This window comes from Ruminiclostridium sufflavum DSM 19573 (assembly GCF_003208175.1).
GTDB classification, from domain to species: domain Bacteria; phylum Bacillota; class Clostridia; order Acetivibrionales; family DSM-1351; genus Ruminiclostridium; species Ruminiclostridium sufflavum.
In genome coordinates this window covers 176,077-194,661 of sequence record NZ_QKMR01000003.1, presented here as the reverse complement: position 1 = coordinate 194,661, position 18,585 = coordinate 176,077, and the positions used below count along the sequence as shown (strand labels likewise).

13 protein-coding genes are annotated in these 18,585 nt (G+C 40.1%); 11 read left to right on the top strand and 2 right to left on the bottom strand.

What is annotated here, in order from left to right; genetic code table 11:
• The first annotated feature begins 3 nt into the window (after positions 1–3).
• Positions 4–972 (top strand): ribokinase, encoded by a 969-nt coding sequence (locus LY28_RS03580; protein WP_110460802.1) that lies wholly within the window; start codon positions 4–6, stop codon positions 970–972.
• Positions 973–1,195: 223 nt separating this feature from the next.
• Here LY28_RS03580 and LY28_RS03575 read toward each other — a convergent pair whose 3' ends face one another.
• Positions 1,196–2,215, bottom strand: a complete 1,020-nt coding sequence (locus tag LY28_RS03575; RefSeq protein WP_110460801.1) for a LacI family DNA-binding transcriptional regulator — start codon at positions 2,213–2,215, stop codon at positions 1,196–1,198.
• Between the two features lie 567 nt (positions 2,216–2,782).
• Between LY28_RS03575 and LY28_RS03570 the strand changes: the two genes are divergently transcribed.
• The 9 genes from LY28_RS03570 to argS all read left to right on the top strand — a co-directional run bounded on the left by LY28_RS03570 (position 2,783) and on the right by argS (position 13,387).
• Positions 2,783–3,676: a dihydrodipicolinate synthase family protein gene (locus LY28_RS03570; RefSeq protein ID WP_110460800.1), complete on the top strand. Its 894-nt coding sequence runs from the start codon at positions 2,783–2,785 to the stop codon at positions 3,674–3,676.
• A 55-nt stretch (positions 3,677–3,731) separates the two neighbouring features.
• Positions 3,732–4,886 carry a pyridoxal phosphate-dependent aminotransferase gene (locus tag LY28_RS03565; protein WP_110460799.1) on the top strand — a complete coding sequence of 385 codons (1,155 nt, stop codon included), beginning with the start codon at positions 3,732–3,734 and terminating at the stop codon, positions 4,884–4,886.
• Positions 4,887–4,954: 68 nt separating this feature from the next.
• Entirely contained in the window at positions 4,955–6,046 is a 1,092-nt protein-coding gene (locus LY28_RS03560) for an amino acid ABC transporter substrate-binding protein (RefSeq protein WP_110460798.1), read from the top strand.
• Between the two features lie 123 nt (positions 6,047–6,169).
• A complete protein-coding gene (locus LY28_RS03555; RefSeq protein ID WP_110460797.1) occupies positions 6,170–7,339 on the top strand; it encodes an amino acid ABC transporter permease in 1,170 nt (389 codons plus the stop codon).
• A 21-nt stretch (positions 7,340–7,360) separates the two neighbouring features.
• On the top strand, positions 7,361–8,524 hold the full coding sequence (locus LY28_RS03550) for an amino acid ABC transporter permease (RefSeq protein WP_110460796.1): 1,164 nt from the start codon (positions 7,361–7,363) through the stop codon (positions 8,522–8,524).
• Between the two features lie 18 nt (positions 8,525–8,542).
• Positions 8,543–9,316, top strand: coding sequence for an amino acid ABC transporter ATP-binding protein (locus LY28_RS03545; protein ID WP_110460795.1), 774 nt, complete (start codon positions 8,543–8,545; stop codon positions 9,314–9,316).
• A gap of 188 nt (positions 9,317–9,504) precedes the next feature.
• Positions 9,505–10,971 carry an aspartate ammonia-lyase gene (locus tag LY28_RS03540; protein WP_110460794.1) on the top strand — a complete coding sequence of 489 codons (1,467 nt, stop codon included), beginning with the start codon at positions 9,505–9,507 and terminating at the stop codon, positions 10,969–10,971.
• 288 nt (positions 10,972–11,259) lie between these two features.
• The gene (locus tag LY28_RS03535) at positions 11,260–11,727 is read left to right on the top strand and encodes a YwiB family protein (RefSeq protein WP_110460793.1); all 468 of its coding nucleotides are present in this window, start codon (positions 11,260–11,262) and stop codon (positions 11,725–11,727) included.
• Positions 11,690–13,387 (top strand): arginine--tRNA ligase, encoded by a 1,698-nt coding sequence (argS, locus tag LY28_RS03530; protein ID WP_110460792.1) that lies wholly within the window; start codon positions 11,690–11,692, stop codon positions 13,385–13,387. The genes LY28_RS03535 and argS overlap by 38 nt, the downstream gene beginning before the upstream one ends.
• A gap of 117 nt (positions 13,388–13,504) precedes the next feature.
• Here the strand turns inward: argS and LY28_RS03525 are convergent, their stop codons facing one another.
• A complete protein-coding gene (locus LY28_RS03525; RefSeq protein WP_110460791.1) occupies positions 13,505–15,208 on the bottom strand; it encodes a glycosyl hydrolase family 28-related protein in 1,704 nt (567 codons plus the stop codon).
• A 282-nt stretch (positions 15,209–15,490) separates the two neighbouring features.
• Here LY28_RS03525 and LY28_RS03520 point away from each other — a divergent pair, with 282 nt between their 5' ends.
• Positions 15,491–18,550 (top strand): S-layer homology domain-containing protein, encoded by a 3,060-nt coding sequence (locus LY28_RS03520; protein ID WP_110460790.1) that lies wholly within the window; start codon positions 15,491–15,493, stop codon positions 18,548–18,550.
• Positions 18,551–18,585 lie beyond the last annotated feature (35 nt).

Genomic DNA, 18,585 nt, shown 5'->3' with positions numbered 1-18,585 from the left:
ACTATGAAAATACCTAAAATATTAGTAGTAGGCAGTCTTGTGATGGATTTGATTTACAGTACTTCAAAGGTTCCAAATGAAGGTGAAACAGTGAACGATGGCTTGTCATTCACATCCGCAGCAGGTGGAAAAGGAGCAAATCAGGCAGTACAGGCTGCTAGACTTGATGTAAACGTTACCATGGTTGGTAAGCTCGGAACAGATATGTTTGGCGATGAATTATTAAAAACAATCAAGGATGCCGGGATAAACGCTGATAATATATTGAGGGATGAAACCTGCTCAACTGCTGTCAGTAATATTATTTTAGAAGTGGTACCCGGGAAAAAGACAAAGAACAGAATAATTGTAGTACCGGGTGCAAATATGAAACTGACTGTTGATGATGTGGAATTTTTAAGAGAAAAAATAGCAGAGTATGATCTTGTTATTTTGCAATTGGAGATTCCACTGGAGGTTAACAGGAGGGTAATAGACTTTGCGTATGCAAAGGGGGTTCCTGTTATGCTCAATTCAGCTCCATATCAGAAATTGGATGATGACTTGCTTTCAAAGCTTACTTACATTTCTCCGAATGAGCATGAGGCATACGGCTTGACAGGGATAAAGACAACTAAGGACGATGGCAGCATTGACAAGGAAAAGGTCGAAATGGCGGCAAAAGCTTTGCTGGCGAAAGGCGTGAAAAATGTAATTATTACATTGGGAAGTAACGGTGTGGCATTCATGAATAAGGATATGTTTGTGATAAAGCCGTGTATAGATATTGTTGATGTGGTTGACCCGACTGCTGCGGGAGATTCCTTTACAGGTGCCTTCAGTACAGCTGTATGTATGGGTATGGAGCCTGTCAAAGCGCTTGACTTTTCTAATTACACTGCTACCGTGACTGTTTCGAAAATGGGTGCGATTACTTCGCTGCCTACCATGGAGGAAGTACATGCATTGATGAAGAGGAATAATTACAGCTGACAGGGAAGCCATATATTGGCTGCAATATGTAATAACAGTCATTAAAAAATATACTAAAAAGAATTTGCAAGCATTTCTATGAAAGAAATGCTTGCAATTGGAGGACATTGGAGCAATTGAGAGGTGATGAGAAAAAATCAATTCTCAATGATATAAAATTCAGAAACAAAGAGGTTTCATAACAAATATACCGGAATATATTATACTGCATCTCTTTTTCATTTTAACGGGGCTTTGCACAGGAACTCTTCATAATGATATCGGCTTCAAGCACCACCTTTTTCGGCTTCCAATTATCAGGGTCCTTCATCCTGTTGATCAGCAATTTTGCAGCTATCCTTCCTAATTCGGAGGGCTGCTGATTTACAACTGTTAAATCCGGTCTTAGGATAGCGTGGTATTTAAACACACCAAATGCGCATACGGACATTTTATCAGGTATGCTGATATTCATTTCATTCAAGGCCGCAACCGCGCCCAAGGCCATAAGATTATTTACGGAAAAAATAGCTGTCGGCTGCAAAGGCTGCATAATGAGCTTCTTGGTAAGCTCATAACCGGATTCAAAGGCATAGTTTCCGTATAATATATAGTTTTCGTCAATTGCTATGTTATTGTGCTCAAGGGCTTTAATATATCCTCTTAGTCTGTCGTTTTTAAGTATTGGGTTGCTTTCGCTGCACAATATTGCTATTTTTTTATGACCAAGAGATATAAGGTAGTTTATCATCTGGTAGGAGCCGATAAAGTTATTGTTAATTACAGAGTCTATAATTGTGTTGTCATCTGAGTTGCAAAAGTCCCTGTCAAACAGGACAACAGGCAGCTTGGTGCGGTTTATCCTCAGCAGCCTCTCGTTTTTTCCGGCAGAAGCTATTATAATACCGTCAACTCTTTTAGAAACTAAGACATCAAGAACCTTTTCTTCTTTTTCAATGCTTTCTTCGGTACTTAATATAATCGGCTGGTAATTATTCGCAGTAACAACATCGCTGATAGCTTTAACTGTATCCATAAAGGACACATTTGACAAATCGGGAACAACTACTCCTATTGTGTTGGTTTCTGTTCTTTTAAGGCTTCTGGCAACACAGTTGGGAACGAAATCCAGTTCGTGGATAACCTTGCTTATTTTATTCTGTACTTCTTCGCTTACATAGCTGCTGTTATTCAAGTAACGTGATACTGTGGCTGTTGAAACACCTGCTTTAGTAGCGACATCTCTTATAGTTGGGTTTTTCATCTTATAATCACCTGTCTGGTTATTTTACGAGGTCAATTACGGTTGAAAGCTTTTGCGGCGATTTTCAAGCCGGATGTTTTGTGTAACTTGAATCTGCGTGATTTTTTATTCTTCAGGAGGCTGGCCTAAAAAATCAAGAGGACTCATTGCCTGTACAGCCGTGGTAATTGACCTTATGTATACGATATCATAATAAGCGTAAAGATTCAACGGTTTTTAATCTGAAAGTAAAAAATGGATATGAAAAGGCTTGTATTTTAAGCATATCTAACAAAATCCATGTCGAATAAAAATATTTTTTGTATATTTTTATTGATTTATTTATAGGCGTGTGATATTATCATTTCATGAAAACGTTTACATGTATATTATATTGCAAATATTGAGATTTATAAATAATATGCAATATGTAAACAATATATATTACTGCATGTTTTTTTGCAGAAGATGATTTTGCAGAAAGGCTTTAGTAAAAAAGAAAGTTATTTGCGCTGCTTCTGCAGGATTATCGCAAAAACAGACAGGTTATGTAAACGTAATGTGCATATTAAAAATGGAGGTCATGTGATGAAAAAATTGTATGGTGTTACAACAGCAATGGTGACGCCCTTTGAAAGAAATGGAAATGTTGATATTAAGGCAGTCAGCGGAATCGTAGAATTTTTAATTTCAAAAGGTGTGAACTGCTTGTATCCTTTAGGGACAACCGGAGAAATGTATCATATGTCGGTTGAGGAAAGAAAGGCTGTTGCGGAAACAGTTGTTAAAAGTGCAAATGGAAGAGTAACGGTATATATCCATGTTGGTGCGATGTGTCAAAATGACACGATTGAGCTTGCAAAGCATGCGAGTGAAATAGGTGCTGACGGAATCGGCGTTGTAACGCCATCATTTTTCGGTGTCAATGACAGAGAAATAGAAGAATATTATGTGGCTGTTGCTAAAAGCGTACCTGAGGATTTCCCGATTTATCTTTATAATATTCCCCAGTGTTCCGCAAATGATCTCAAAGCAGATGTTGCTAAGAGAATAGCTGACAGATGCAGCAATGTTGTCGGTATAAAATACAGCTATCCTGATTTTGTCAGGACTCAGGAATATCTGGGTATAAATGACGGTGATTTTTCAGTGCTTGTAGGAGCTGACAGACTGTTTAATGTTGCGCTTGCAATGGGATGCTCCGGTGTGGTATCGGGAATATCGTGCGTTTATCCCGAACCGTTTGTTGACATTTATAAAGCCTTTATGGATGGAAACATTGAAGAGGCGGCGAGAATCCAAAAAATTGCGGTAAGGTATGTTGAAACATTAAAGGGCGGAAGCAATATGTCATTTTTCAAAGAGGCTCTGAAGCTCAGAGGAATAGATGCAGGATATATGAGAGCACCTCAGCTGGACATAACTAAGGACGAGATTGAGCTGATGAATGAGCAATTGAGCAAGATAGGCTACAAAAAATAATACTTGCTAAAAAATATTTTTTTAAATTATGTGTGTTTAGAGGGAGGAGATCAAATTGAAGAAACTATCTATTGAAAGAAACAGAATGCCGGAGTCGGGAATACGTAAGCTGCAAACTTTAGCTTCTGCAATTCCTGAAGCAATTCGTCTGGAAACAGGAGAACCGGATTTTATTACACCGTCCAATATCAGTGAGGCGGCAGCAAAAGCAGCACTTGGGGGCTTTACAAAATATACGCCCGTTCCAGGCTATATTACGCTGAGAAAGGCTATTCAGGAAGATTTCAATAAGGATTATAACACTTCTGTAGATATAAACGAGATAATTGTAACTTCCGGTGCAGTGTGTGCAATAACAGCAGCTCTTATGGCTATAGCAGATTACGGTGATGAAATTCTTATGCCTGATCCTGCATGGCCTGTATATGAAATGATATTGATTGCACAAGGTCTTACTCCGGTCAGCTATGAGCTTGAGCCTGAAGCAGGGTTTGTTCCTAACTGGAGCATGCTTGAGAGCAGGATAACCGATAAGACAAAGGCAATTATGGTTAATTCTCCTTCAAATCCTACCGGGGCTGTCTATGATGAAGCAACCGTCAAAAGGATACTTGAATTTGCTCAGAAGCATGATTTATATGTTATTTCAGACGAGGTTTATGATTCTATAATTTTCGACGGCAAGCATGTGTCATTAAAAACATATGACACAGACGGCAGAGTAATTACTATTATGGCTGCATCCAAGAAGTATGCAATGACAGGCTGGAGAATAGGATATGCCATAGCAAATAAGGATATTACCGCATCAATGTCCCAGATAATGATTACGTTGGTAGGAAATGCAACATCAGTAGCACAAAAAGCATACGAGGAAGCGATACTGGGACCGCAGGACTTTGTTGAAAAGGCAAGGCTAAGCTATAAGGGGCGCAGGGACAAGGTATATGCCCTGTTCCAAGAGGCAGGTATTAAGGCTTATTATCCTAAGGGTGCATTTTATATGATGGTGGATATCTCGGGCACAGGAATGGACTCTGATGATTTTTCGGTGAAGCTTCTTAATGAAGAGAAGGTATCGGTTGCTCCGGGAGCTACTTTCGGAAAAACAACCGCAAGGATGATACGCATTTCCTATGCGACTGAGGAAGGCAAGCTGCTTGAAGGTGTAAAAAGACTTTGCGGCTTTATCAGCAGGAACAGCAAGTAGACACGAATAGCGGATACATTTGTATATGTATAACTATACTATTTTTAAAAAATTGAGGAGGAAAGAAAATGGGGAAATACTTGAAGGCGAAAGCTTTAGGCAAGGTAGCAATGCTGCTGGTTGCAAGTGTATTGGTAGTTACCGGCTGCTCCAGTTCGACAGAGCAGGGCGATACGAGTAACGCATCCGGCGGAAAGACACAGAGCAGTGAATCAATACTTCAGAAGGTAAAAGCCAGAGGTAAGGTTTATATCGGTTGTGACACTGTTCTTCCAGGTTTTGGCTTCTTGGAGACAGACGGAAGCTACAGCGGTTTTGACATTGAAATCGGTAAGGCCTTTGCCGCTGCAATTCTAGGTGATCCAGATGCTGCTGAAATGAAGCCGGTTACAGGACAAACCAGATTTACCGCTCTTCAAACCGGAGAAATTGATATTTTAAGCCGTGCAACTACAATGAGTATTACCAGAGACACAACTCTGGGAATAAGATTCTTACCGACTGATTTTTATGACGGACAAGGTATCATGGTTCAGAAAAGCAAGAACGTTAAGACCTTTAAGGATCTTGACGGAATGCGTATAGGTGTGGAACAGGGTACAACTACCGAAAAAAATGTGACAACAAAGCTGGCAGCGGTAGGAGCAAAAGCAAATATAGTAGTTTTTGAAAATCAGGATTCAATTGTATCCGCATATGAAGCAGGAAGCATAGATGCATGGACATCAGATAAATCCGGACTTGTTTCAAGACTTGCGGGTATGAGTAAGCAGGACGATCACGTTATTCTTGAAGAAACCTTGTCAAAGGAGCCTTTGACACCTGCAATAAAGGCAGGGGATGACGAATGGTTCAATGTGACACGATGGACAGTGTATGCACTGATGCAGGCAGAGGAATTGGGAATAACACAGGCTAATGTTGAAGAAATGCTTAAGTCGGATGATCCTTCAATTCGCAGCTTCCTTGGAGCAGAAGGAGACTTGGGCAAGAATCTAGGCCTCAGCAATGATTGGGTTGTAAACCTGATAAAGGGCGTTGGAAACTACGGGGAAATTTATGAAAGAACTTTGGGAAAAGGCTCTGCATTTAAACTTGACCGTGGTCTGAATGCATTATGGACAGATGGAGGCTTGATGTATTCACCGCCTTTTAACTGATAATTTGAGGGAAAAAATAAAAACGAACAAGTCAGCCGGCATCCGATATGCAGCACTTAAGCTTATTGCTCATATTCCGCCATACCGGAAGCCGGTTGAATGTATTCGGAGGTGATGCTTTGCATGAATAGAAAGACTACGACCCCATTATGGAAGAATAAAAAGGTAATTCCGATTATTCTTCAGGCGGCATTTTTAGTTGTTCTCATCCTGCTGGCTGTGTTCTTCATTTCAAATGCCAGCCGGGGTCTTCAAAAAATTGGTATAAAGCTGGGATTTGATTTTTTAAATTCAACGGCAGGGTTCTCAATTGATGACAGATTGATTGATTATACTCCGTCTGATAATTTTGGAAGAGCTTTACTGGTAGGCTTGTTTAATACATTGAAGGTAGGCTTGGTTGGCATTGTAATATCAGGAATTCTGGGATTGTTTATAGGCATAGGACGGCTGTCAAGCAACTGGCTGGTTAAAAAAATTACCGGCGGATATGTGGAGATAATTCGTAATACTCCGTTATTAATACAAATTTTTATTCTTTATTTTGCAGTATTTTTACCATTTCCTCACATTGAAAGAAATATAAACTTTAAAAATATAATTTTTTTCAGCAATCGCGGAACCGCAATACCATGGTTTACAGCAAACCAGTCTTCGGGTATATGGCTGATCTTCCTCTTGATTGGTCTGGCAGCGGCGGTAGTATTCTGGAAGGTGATGCTGAAAAAACAGGTTGAGTCCGGAAAAAGCATGCATCCTATGCTTTGGAGTTTAGGAGTTGTTTTAATTGCCGTTATTGCGGCATATGCGGTTACATCCAGCCCGCCTGTACAGCTAAGTCTCCCTGAGATAAACAAGCTGGCATTTAAAGGCGGATATGTTCTCAGCTCTGAGTTTGCTTCCATTTTGTGCGGACTGTTTATATACCATTCCGCTTTTATAGCTGAAATAGTAAGAGCAGGTATAATGGCAGTACCTAAAGGACAAATAGAAGCGACAAAGGCACTCGGTATGAAAAAGGGAGCTACTATGCGTCTGGTTATTCTTCCTCAAGCTTTCCGTGTAATAATACCCTCGGTGACAAGCCAGTTTTTAAATTTGTTCAAAAACAGTACATTGGCGATAGCAGTTGGGTATACCGATTTATTTTCAATAGGAAATACCATTATAAATCAAACAGGTCAGTCTATACAAATTATGATTTTGATGGCATCAATCTATTTGATAGTCAGCTTGGTAATATCATTCTTAATGAATTGCTTCAATAATTATTACAAGCTGGTGGAAAGGTAAATAGAGGATATGGAGGTTAAAATGTCTTTTTTACAGCAGAAATCGAAAATTATAGATTGGATGAAGAAAAATTTATTCGGAAGTTGGATAAATGCAATAATAACCTGCTTATTTGCAATAATAATAATTTTTATTGCTAAAGCTGTTTTGAAATTTATATTTGTTACGGCAAAATGGGATGTAATTCCTGCAAATCTGAAAATTTTAATGGTTGGACAATATACGGCCTCTGAGGTATGGAGGGTCTGGCTGTCATTGTCTGTAGCAGTATTTTTACTTGGTGTTCTGTGGGGAGTTAAAAGAGGGGTTATTAAAACAGTTTCTTTTACTATAGTTGCCATATTTGCGATTATACTTTTATTGCCGTTTACATCAATTGCAACAAAGATATGGGCAGCTGTTCAAATCTTGCTTACTTTCGCAGGCTTTTGGATGGGAAACAAATTTAGCTTTGTAAAGAGATATCATCTTGCAGGCTGGCTTATATCTGTTCCCGTTATATTAATTCTCCTGAACGGTGTGGGAAATATGAAGGATGTTAATTCAAACCTTTGGGGAGGATTCCTGCTGACAGTCCTTATTGCAGTGGTAGATATCGTGTTTTCATTTCCTCTCGGTATTTTATTGGCACTGGGCCGCCGGAGCAAGCTTGTGGTAGTACGCTGGTTCAGTATTATATATATTGAAGTAATCCGCGGAGTTCCATTGATAACTGTGCTGTTTGCGGCACAATTACTGCTCCCTTTATTTCTTGGCAATGGTTTGGAATTGAATAATGTTCTAAGAGTAATGATTGGCTTTACCTTGTTTAATGCCGCATATGTTGCGGAAACAGTCCGAGGCGGCATGCAAATAATACCGCAGGGACAATATGAGGCAGCTCAGGCACTTGGCCTGAATTATGTGCAGAGAATGACCTTTGTTATCATGCCTCAGGCATTGAGAAGTGTGGTGCCGGCTTTGGTAGGCAGTGTGATAGAAGTATTTAAGGACACTTCGCTTGTAGCTATTGTAAGTTTGATGGACTTACTGGGTATTGCTAAAAGGGTTGTCGCAAATCCTCAATTTTTAGGCAGGCAGATGGAAGTGTTCTTGTTTGTTGCGGCAATATTTTTTGTTATATGTACAGTAATGTCTAAAATAAGCAAGCACATGGAGATATCATCTAGCTATGGTAAGAATTAGTGCGGGAAGGAGATTCAAATGGCAACTGAAAAAGAAGCAATTATAAGTGCTGGCAATGAGGAATCTATTATAGTATGCAAAGATGTTAATAAGTGGTTTGGAAGTCATCATGTATTACGTGGTGTTTCATTGGAGGTTAAGCGCGGAGAGGTAATAGTTATTATAGGGCCGTCAGGATCGGGAAAATCAACATTTATCCGTACAATTAATGCGTTGGAGGAAATACAGAAGGGTGAAATTACAGTTAACGGTATAAGATTGTCCGATAATGTTTCTGATATAGAAGCGATAAGAAAAGAAACCGGTATGGTATTTCAGCAGTTCAACCTTTTCCCTCATATGACGATATTGGATAATTTAACGCTTGCGCCTATATGGGTCAGAAAGTGGCCTAAGAGCAAGGCGGAGAAAATTGCGTTGGAGCTGTTGGAACGTGTGGGAATTCATGACCAGGCAAAAAAATATCCGGGACAGTTATCGGGAGGGCAGCAGCAGCGTGTGGCTATAGCAAGAACCTTGGCGATGCAGCCGGAAATTATACTTTTTGATGAGCCGACATCGGCACTTGACCCTGAAATGATCAAAGAGGTTCTTGATGTTATGAAGACCTTGGCAGGCTCTGACAAAACCTTGGTTGTTGTAACACATGAGATGAAATTTGCACAGGAGGTTGCCGACAGGGTTCTTTTCTTTGACGGGGGAAATATTGTGGAGTCGGGACCGCCGGCACAAATTTTTGAAAATCCTGAGCATGACCGTACAAAGCTTTTCCTTTCACAAATATTGAAGTAGAGGGAACAGCGGCTAAGTGCTTTCCGATAGGAATATATTTAAAGCTTTGATAAAAGATATTTTTGGCCGGAAGCTCGGCGTGGGAGGTTAGCTTTGAAAGACTTCAGGTACGGCTACTAAAATACCGGCGTACCTCCACGAAGTCTTTACAAAAATTTTGTGCCGAAAATTCGGCGTGGGAGGTTAATATGGCAGATACTATTAAATACCGGATAGAAAGAGATTCTATCGGTGAAAAGCAAGTACCCGAAGATGCCTATTACGGAGTACAGTCCCTGCGTGCATTGGAGAATTTTCCTATTACAGGATTGAGGATGCATCAGGATATGATTGTCAGTATAGTAGAAATCAAAAAAGCATCTGCTATCACAAACTGTGAAGCGGGTTTAATAAGTAAAAAAGTTACGGATGCCATTGTTAAGGCTTGTGATGAAATAGTTTCAGGAAAGTTAAGGGACCAATTTATCGTAGACCAGATACAGGGCGGAGCCGGTACTTCTATCAATATGAATGCAAACGAGGTAATTGCCAATCGCGCAATTGAGCTTTTAGGCGGGAAAAAGGGCGATTATTCTATTGTAAATCCTAATGACCATGTAAACTATGGACAATCTACCAATGATGTGTTTCCCACATGCGGGAAAATGACAGCATATAAATTGCTGATAAAGCTGGAGGTTCAGCTGAAGCGTCTGCATGGTGCGTTAATCGAGAAGGCGATAGAATTTGATGACGTGATTAAGATGGGAAGGACGCAGCTTCAGGATGCAGTCCCCATTCGGCTTGGTCAGGAGTTCAGGGCATACAGCGAAGCGATTAAAAGAGATTTAACCCGTATGCAAAGGGCAAAGGATGAGATGAAATATGTTAATCTGGGAGGTACAGCCATAGGAACCGGGCTGAATGCAGACGAGCAGTATTTGCAGTTTGTAGTCCAGAATCTGGTTAAGGTCTCGGGACTTGATTTGATGCAGGCCTTTGATTTGGTTGATGCAACGCAGAATTTAGACGGATATGTGGCTACGTCAGGTATTATAAAAAGCTGCAGCGTAAATCTGTCTAAAATGGCAAACGATTTAAGACTTATGTCTTCGGGGCCAAGGACAGGCTTTGGTGAAATAAATCTTCCTCCCAAGCAGAACGGTTCTTCAATCATGCCGGGAAAGGTAAATCCTGTAATACCCGAGGTTGTAAATCAAGTGGCCTTTAATGCCATTGGAAATGATATGACTATAACAATGGCAGCGGAAGCAGGGCAATTGGAGTTGAATGCTTTTGAACCTATTATTTTTTATAAGCTTTTCGAGTCTATTGAAACAACAGCATACGCTGTTGAGACTTTGGTGGATAACTGTATAGTAGGAATTACTGCAAACAGGGAGCACTGCAAGGCTTTAGTAGACAATAGCGTGGGAATAATAACAGCTATTTGTCCTTATGTCGGATATGCCAAGGCGGCTGAAATTGCCAAAAAGGCTATTAATACAGGAGAATCAGTCAGAAAGCTTATTATTGAAGAAGGCTTATTGGATGAAGAGAGTTTAAAAATTATTTTGGATACTATGTCTATGACTGAGCCCGGAATATCGGGAAAGGACAAGCTGTCGGATGAAAGAATGAACGGATTTGCCGAAGACAATACCAGAACTGCATAAAAAGCCTTTCTAAGAAATATCCTCTGTTTTTCGCTTAGAAATTGCAGTTCTTATATTGCAGGGCTGCTGCAAACTCAACTGTTAGTTGGAGTTGCAGCAGCTCTATTTGTTTTGGCGTTAAAAGATATATATTCCTTTTTCCCCGGTGTTATCAGAACCGTTAAGGGTTGATTTCACTTTTCAGGCGGGAAAGTTGAGCAATTGACTTTAATCGGTATCAAATGTTATTATAGTACTAATTCACAGAGAAGGAAGATGTTAAATACGTAGAATTTTAGGAGGAACCCGATGAGCAAGGATGTAATAATTAACGTAAAGGGTACTCAGATTGACATTAGCAATGATACAAATACTCTCGAGCTTATAACAGAGGGGAAGTATTATCAAAAAGGCGGCAATTATTATATTACCTATAAAGAAAGTGAAGTAACAGGAATGCTTGGTACTACTACCACCTTGAAGGTAGGAGAAGGTGTTGTTACACTTATGAGATTCGGTAAGGTCAATTCCCAGTTTGTTTTCCAAAAGGGTCAGAAGCATGTATCTTCATATGAAACAGAGTATGGAATCTTTACCATAGGGGTTTATACAGAAAATATAAATATAGATATAAATGATGCAGGCGGAGAAGTATGTGTGGGTTATCAAATTGAGGTTGATAACAGGATGGCAGGGAAAAATAATTTTTATATGCAAATAAGAGAGGCAGGAGCTGTAAATGAAAAACATGTCAGAGAAAATACGCCAGCAAATTAAAGAGGTTGTGCTGAATTCTATTACCAAGGCTATAAAAAATCAAGAATTGCCTTTGCTTGAGATTAAGGATGTTTCAATTGAGGTGCCAAGAGAAAAGGGATATGGCGATTTTTCAACAAATGTTGCAATGCAAATCACCAAAATTGCAAGAAAAGCACCAAGACAAATAGCGGAGATAATAATAAAAAATATTGATACAAGGGAAACCTACATTGAAGAGGTGGATTGTGCAGGACCGGGCTTTATCAATTTTTCATTAAGCAGGCAGTATTTGTATGATACCATGAATATCATCGCTGAGGAAAAGGGAGATTACGGGCACATAAATATAGGAAACGGCAGAAAGGTTATGGTAGAGTATGTAAGCGCAAATCCTACAGGGCCTCTGCATATGGGCAATGCAAGAGGAGGAGCACTCGGAGACTGTATAGCCAGCGTACTTGATGCCGCAGGTTATGCTGTTACGAGAGAATATTTGATTAATGATGCAGGAAATCAGATAGAAAAATTCGGAAAGTCTCTTGAGGCAAGGTATATTCAGCTGATTAAGGGTGAAGCTGCAATCGTTTTTCCTGAAGACGGTTATCAGGGTGAGGACATAACCGAGCATATGAGAGAATTTGTAAAAGCCTATGGAGATAAGTATATAGATGCTGATTCCGAGCAAAGGAAGAAGGTATTTGTTGACTATGCGCTTCCCAGAAATTTAAAAGCAATAAGAGAAGGCCTTGCCAGCTACGGAGTGGAATTTGATGTGTGGTTTTCAGAGCAGACCTTGCATAGGAGCAACGAGGTGGCTGAAACCTTAAAGGTTCTTACGGACAGGGGATGTACAGCAGAGCATGACGGCGCATTATGGTTAAAGGGCTCGGTAATAGGCAGTGAAAAGGATGAGGTGTTGGTCAGAAATAACGGAATACCTACGTATTTTGCGGCAGATATAGCTTACCACAGAAATAAGTTTGAAACGAGAGGCTTTGACTGGGTAATAAATCTCTGGGGAGCTGACCATCATGGACATGTGGCTAGAATGAAGGCCTCAATGGCGGCTCTCGGAATAAATCCGGACAAGCTTGATGTAGTGCTGTTCCAGTTGGTTCGACTGTATAGAAACGGTGAAGTTGCAAGAATGTCAAAAAGGACAGGCAAGTCTATTTCACTTATGGATTTGGTTGATGAAGTAGGCCGCGATGCGGTAAGATTTTTCTTTAATGCAAAAGCATCCGGAAGCCATTTGGATTTTGATCTTGATTTGGCGGCTAAGCAATCTAATGAAAATCCGGTTTACTATGTGCAGTATGCCCATGCAAGAATTTGCAGCATGCTGAAGCTTATAGCCAGTGAGGGTGTGACTGTTCCGGATATAAAGGATGTAAGGCTTGAACTGCTCAAGGCTGATGAAGAGCTTGTTCTGATCAAGAAGCTGTCGGAATATCCTGACGAGGTGAGGATATCGGCTGAAACTCTTGAACCGAGCAGATTGACAAGATATGTTCAGGATGTGGCTGCCTGCTTCCACAGCTTCTATAATGCCTGCAAGGTAAGGGGCGAGGAAGAGGAGCTGATGAAATCCAGACTTATGCTTGTTGACTGCACGAGAACAGTTATCAGAAATGTATTGGATTTATTAAGTATCAGCGCACCTGAGAGAATGGAATAGAATGAAAATATACAGAACTCCTTTTTGGTAAAATCGGAATGCATTTGCAGAAGTCTGTCCGCAAAGTCCGGCAATACCTGAAAGGAGTTTTTTTATTTCAGTCTTTTATGCCGCAATTTACATTTTGATTACCTGCCATTTATTTGCTCCGTTTCCGGGCAAAATTTTTCTTCGGCCAATTGCGGGAGACACCGTTGAGGTGTCCATGCATACATGTCCTACAGGCAGGGCATCCTGTATTTCATTATCAAGAATCTGCCCCGGGTAAAAGGTGTCAAAGCCGGAGTCATCTATCCTGTTCCCGCTGGCATAGGCCAATACTATGTTGCTGTATATATATTTACCGGTGCCGAACTTCATATTGTTAAGCATCGTTATTTTCCCTATGGTAAAGTTAAAGGCAGAGGAAACTGAATTAACGGTGTATATGGTGTTTCCGTTTATTACTGAGGAGGATGGGGCGGTCACAATATAAATACCGGTTGCAGAAGCAGCATCTGACAGGGTAATTATATTATTAAGTATATTATACGTTCCCTCATAATCAATCAAAATGCCTCTCAGGCAGTTTTGTACAACGTTGCCGCATATATAGGATGAGTTTTTAATTGCGGCACTGTTGGGCTGCATATTATCATACAAATAATTATTAACAGCATTTATACAGTCACTGATGCATGCCTTTGCATAGGCACCCTTAACATGATTCCTCTCAACGTTCCACATTTTGTAGATGCCGTATTTGCAAGGTATATTTCCTGTGTTTGATATAATATTATTGGACACCTTGATATTCTCTGCAGTGCCTGTATCATATCCCAATATGCATGTAGCATTGGTATCGGGAATTTCTGTTTTAAAATTTATAATATTTGAATCAATCAATACATTCTTTATTTTATCTGTTAATGAAACTGAGCTTCCTACCGCAATTACGGCCGCTCCAAATTCTTCAACATTAAAAAGATTATTTGCTACGATAATATTCTCAACTCCTGTGCCTGTGGATGCGGTATAGTAGGTTCTTCCGTAAATAGAGAAAACTTTGGATTGAGGTTTGCTTTTATTTTTTAATGTCAGAAACTTATTTCCGGATACTGCCGTATTTTTTATTATTCCATCCCGTCCGTATATTGCCAGGCTCTCTGCGCTGCTATTGCTTGTGAAACTGTTGCCTTCAATAGAAACATCGCATGTCATGTTGGTTTCATCTGGTATATTTGTAAGATTGCTGACCCAGATGCCACCTCCGGTATCAGCGCCGGTCATATTTATAATTTTATTATTGCATATTCTCATATAATAATTACAGCTATAAGCGTATACGGCAAGTGCCGAAGCTTTTCCTGACATGCTGAATTCACAGCTGTCTATGGTCACCCCATTGGTATTTCTGAGTAATATTATCGAATTCAGGCTTGACAGGCTGGAAGAGTGGATAAATGTCAGGTCTTTTATTGTGAAGCTGTCTGCGGTGGCACTGTCAAAGGTGTTCTGGCTGTGTTCATTCCATAGGACATTAGGAAAGACGGAGATTGAATTAGGTGAGCCGTTCCCTTTGAAGGTATCATCAATCTTTATAATACTGCTTCCTTTAAGCCCTGATAGATTAACCTTATTTCTTAACCTGATGCAGTTTCTTACCAGAAATATTCCGCTTGGGATAAATACTGTTCCTCCGCCTATAGAAGAAACATAATCTACCGCACTTTGAATTGCGGCTGAATCATCGGTTGTTCCGCTGCCTGTCGCACCATAGCTCTTGGCATTAGTTACAGTATCAAGTGTTCTGGATGCCTTGGAAAATATATTTATAGGCATAAAATTACCCTTCCTTTCGATGCTCACAAAGAATAAAACTTTGCTTGGACATAAAGGTATTCTATTTCTTAGCCGCTGTTTTCTTTTATGAATAGGATTTTGATACAGGAACGTACATAGACATAAGCAGGTTTATCTGACAAAAGTACTGATGTATTCTATGCGGTTATGGATGAATATGTGCACTGCAAATTTTGTAATGAAACTTTAATACAAAATTCTTGTAAAACAGCCGATACTATTATCGTACAAAATAATTATTTTTATATAGGGGCCTAGGATATGATTTTTTTAAAACTGACTAATCAAAAAAATAAGCATACAGACCTGAGCAATACCGGCAAAAAATTATCAGAGGGAATTATTAAGACTATCTCGGCAGTTCTTTGTACGGCGTTAATTTCTCAGATTGGTTTTGTTAATGCCGCCGTATCGGATGAGCAGGTTTCCGGTGTATATACTTCCGCAAAAAACGGACAGGCAGTGATAAATAATTTGAAGTATACGGATATAAGTAAGGCTGAATATGATTTGAAGGATGCTGTTTATCAAAATGGTGCGCTGGGGATATTCCCATCTCCGGGAAGTACAAAATTTAATCCAAACGGTTCTATTTCAAAAGAAATGGCATTATATCTGGTTTATATGGCGGCAAACAGAGCACAGGACATTGCGTCTCAGGGACAGACACTAAATGACGCGCGAACTGCGGCACAGAAAAAGACAGGCCTTCAGGCCGTTCTATATGATGGCAGCCTTCAGCTGGCAGCCAATGACGGGTTGATTACCTTGCAGAATCTGGCCGATGCATTGCAAACCGACCAGTCAGGCTTGGATGCGGCTGCTTTTAAAAGAAGCACTTCCGTAACGAGACAGGAGTTTGCAACATGGCTTGCAAAGGCATTGATGCTGCCTCCTGTATATAATCAGCAGGAGCTTTTCAACAGCTATTCTGATTGGAAAAGTGCAAAGGCGGAAAATGTGCCGTACATAGAAGCTATACTTGAGAATAATATTATGAGCGGTGACGGGAAGGGCAATTTTAATCCGAATCAGGCTATTACACGTTCACAGGCTGCAAGGATTCTTAAAAATGCTGAAAATGTTATTCTGCCCCTCCGGGGTATGGAAAAAAGAACTGCAACAATAGAAGAAAAGCGCTCAACGAAGGATACCTCAAAGGGATATCAGATAGATTATAATACATATTACGTCCGTAATTCTGACGGGCTTCTTGATTCAATATCAGTAGAAGCGCAGTATCAGAAGCCTACAACCACTACAAATGAAATTACCGGAAATGCTCAGGTGGCATCCCGTACGGAAATACCGGTATGCAAAAACGGAAATATTACTAATTCCTCCAGCCTTTCAACAGGAGACAGGATTGAATATATTGCAGGCTTAGAAGACAAAACGGTATATTATGCCCGTGTACTCTCAAGCAATAAGGAAATAGGCTATAAGGCTGCTATTATAAACAGTGTAAATACTGCAGCCCGGTCAATTAATATCACTCCTCTGAAGCAGGAAATCGAATACCCGAATCAAGAGGTATCAGAACCGAAGCCGCAGACCTACTCTGACGGAAGTATTGTCTATGAAAATAAATCCTATTCAAACGGTGTTATAAATGCTCTGACCAAGTCCAAGGTAGATGTTTCGTCTATTAAGCCCGGAAGTGTTGTCATTATCGGAATAAATCAGGATATGATTGTTGAGATAACTCCTGTAACTGTGAAAAAGGAAAGGGAACAGGGATTGGTTGCGGGTATAGTTGAGGAAAATAATCCTCAGCTCGGATATTTAACTCTTTATAATGAAGACGGAACAGGCAAGACACCGCTGGAGGCATCAACGCTCAGAACCTTTAATTATGCAGACCCCAATGATGTTAAGGTTTACAAGAACCATGTGCCTGCGGAATTAAGCGATATTGAGCCGGGTGACACAGTATTTGTCAGAATAGATGATGAGGGAGCAGTATCTTCTATCAGCGGAGTTCCCAATTACTCCATATACTATGGTAAAATAGTTAATATGAAAATAAGCTCTGTTACAGTTGAAACAGAAAAAGGAAAGCAGCTGATATTCAATACAAACGGAGTTGATGTAATCAAGGATGGAAAGCTCACAAAGATAAGCCAGCTGAAAAATGGTGACAAGGTAAAGCTTATAGTGAATAACGCTCCAAATATTTCAGTGCTGAAAGAGATAGTTATAGAGGGCGGAGACAGGCTGGTTGCAAATGTATACAAGGGAATATTTGAAAGCTATGATGATTTGTCAAATAAGATTATGATCAGTAATCCGTGGGTTTTGACAAAGGGACAGTGGATGAAGAATACTACGGATCCTTTTATGACAATTGCCGTAGGAAACAATTTTAAGGCGTTCTTTGGCGGGAATGAAAGAGCTGCAAAAACCTTGAATACATTATTGAGCGGAACTACGGTATATATTGCCAGTGAAAAGGATTACGGCAATGGTGAAAATGGTGTGGTAGCCAGCTTTATAGATGACTTGGATAAAGAGGTTGCATACAATGACAAGGTATATAATACCGCAAGCTCAAATAATTTTACGCTGGGAAAAGCATTGGAGCGAATTTCCTTTGATAACGGTACAATTGTGGTAAAGGACGGAAGGCTTGTACAGGGAAGCAGTGTCACAGCCGATGACTACGCTTATGTTATGGCCAACAGGGATTCTGAAACGGGTAAGCTTGTGGCCGGTGTTGTTTCAATAGAGAACAGGCCGGGGACAGAGGCTGTTCAATTGTACAGGGGAAGAATCAGCAGTATTGATGAATACAAGAGCGTTACTCTTCAATCATATGCAAAGTTGGACGGTGTGAACTGGAATTATGCAAACACACCTATGACATTTAACTTAACAGCAGATACAAGAATCACCGATACAGATGGCATAGCCGGTCAGGGGGACTTTAGCAGCTACAGCGGAGCAAGCACCTTCTATGACAGAACGATATATATATTGAGCGACGGCACAAATGCAGTTGAAATCAGTACTGCACCTTATGGAAGCTACAGCATTACAGGTGAGGTTACAGAAATGACAGGAGGAACAACAGGTGATGACGGGAATATTCTCAAGCAGCCTGATGGGATAGCACTGCGCAATTGCAAATACTATGATGCAGCCAAGCATTTGTGGGTAAGCATCAAAGACAGTAAATTTGTTCTTCTGACAAATTCTTTGGTTATAAAGAACAATAAAAGAATAAATCCGTCAGAGCTTAAAAAGGGAGATAAGATAAAAGTCCTTAAAAAAGATAATACTGTAACAGGTGATGCATATATAGTTATAGTTGAAGAATAATCGGAATTATACAGACGAATAACTCAAGCTTATAC

Excerpts from the sequence above, each read along its gene's own strand:
- LY28_RS03525 (WP_110460791.1), bottom strand. The coding sequence starts at position 15,208 with ATGCCTATAAATATATTTTCCAAGGCATCCAGAACACTTGATACTGTA.
- LY28_RS03535 (WP_110460793.1), top strand. The coding sequence starts at position 11,260 with ATGAGCAAGGATGTAATAATTAACGTAAAGGGTACTCAGATTGACATT.
- LY28_RS03560 (WP_110460798.1), top strand. The coding sequence starts at position 4,955 with ATGGGGAAATACTTGAAGGCGAAAGCTTTAGGCAAGGTAGCAATGCTG.
- argS (WP_110460792.1), top strand. The coding sequence starts at position 11,690 with ATGAAAAACATGTCAGAGAAAATACGCCAGCAAATTAAAGAGGTTGTG.
- LY28_RS03545 (WP_110460795.1), top strand. The coding sequence starts at position 8,543 with ATGGCAACTGAAAAAGAAGCAATTATAAGTGCTGGCAATGAGGAATCT.
- LY28_RS03570 (WP_110460800.1), top strand. The coding sequence starts at position 2,783 with ATGAAAAAATTGTATGGTGTTACAACAGCAATGGTGACGCCCTTTGAA.
- LY28_RS03520 (WP_110460790.1), top strand. The coding sequence starts at position 15,491 with ATGATTTTTTTAAAACTGACTAATCAAAAAAATAAGCATACAGACCTG.
- LY28_RS03575 (WP_110460801.1), bottom strand. The coding sequence starts at position 2,215 with ATGAAAAACCCAACTATAAGAGATGTCGCTACTAAAGCAGGTGTTTCA.
- LY28_RS03555 (WP_110460797.1), top strand. The coding sequence starts at position 6,170 with ATGAATAGAAAGACTACGACCCCATTATGGAAGAATAAAAAGGTAATT.
- LY28_RS03540 (WP_110460794.1), top strand. The coding sequence starts at position 9,505 with ATGGCAGATACTATTAAATACCGGATAGAAAGAGATTCTATCGGTGAA.
- LY28_RS03580 (WP_110460802.1), top strand. The coding sequence starts at position 4 with ATGAAAATACCTAAAATATTAGTAGTAGGCAGTCTTGTGATGGATTTG.
- LY28_RS03550 (WP_110460796.1), top strand. The coding sequence starts at position 7,361 with ATGTCTTTTTTACAGCAGAAATCGAAAATTATAGATTGGATGAAGAAA.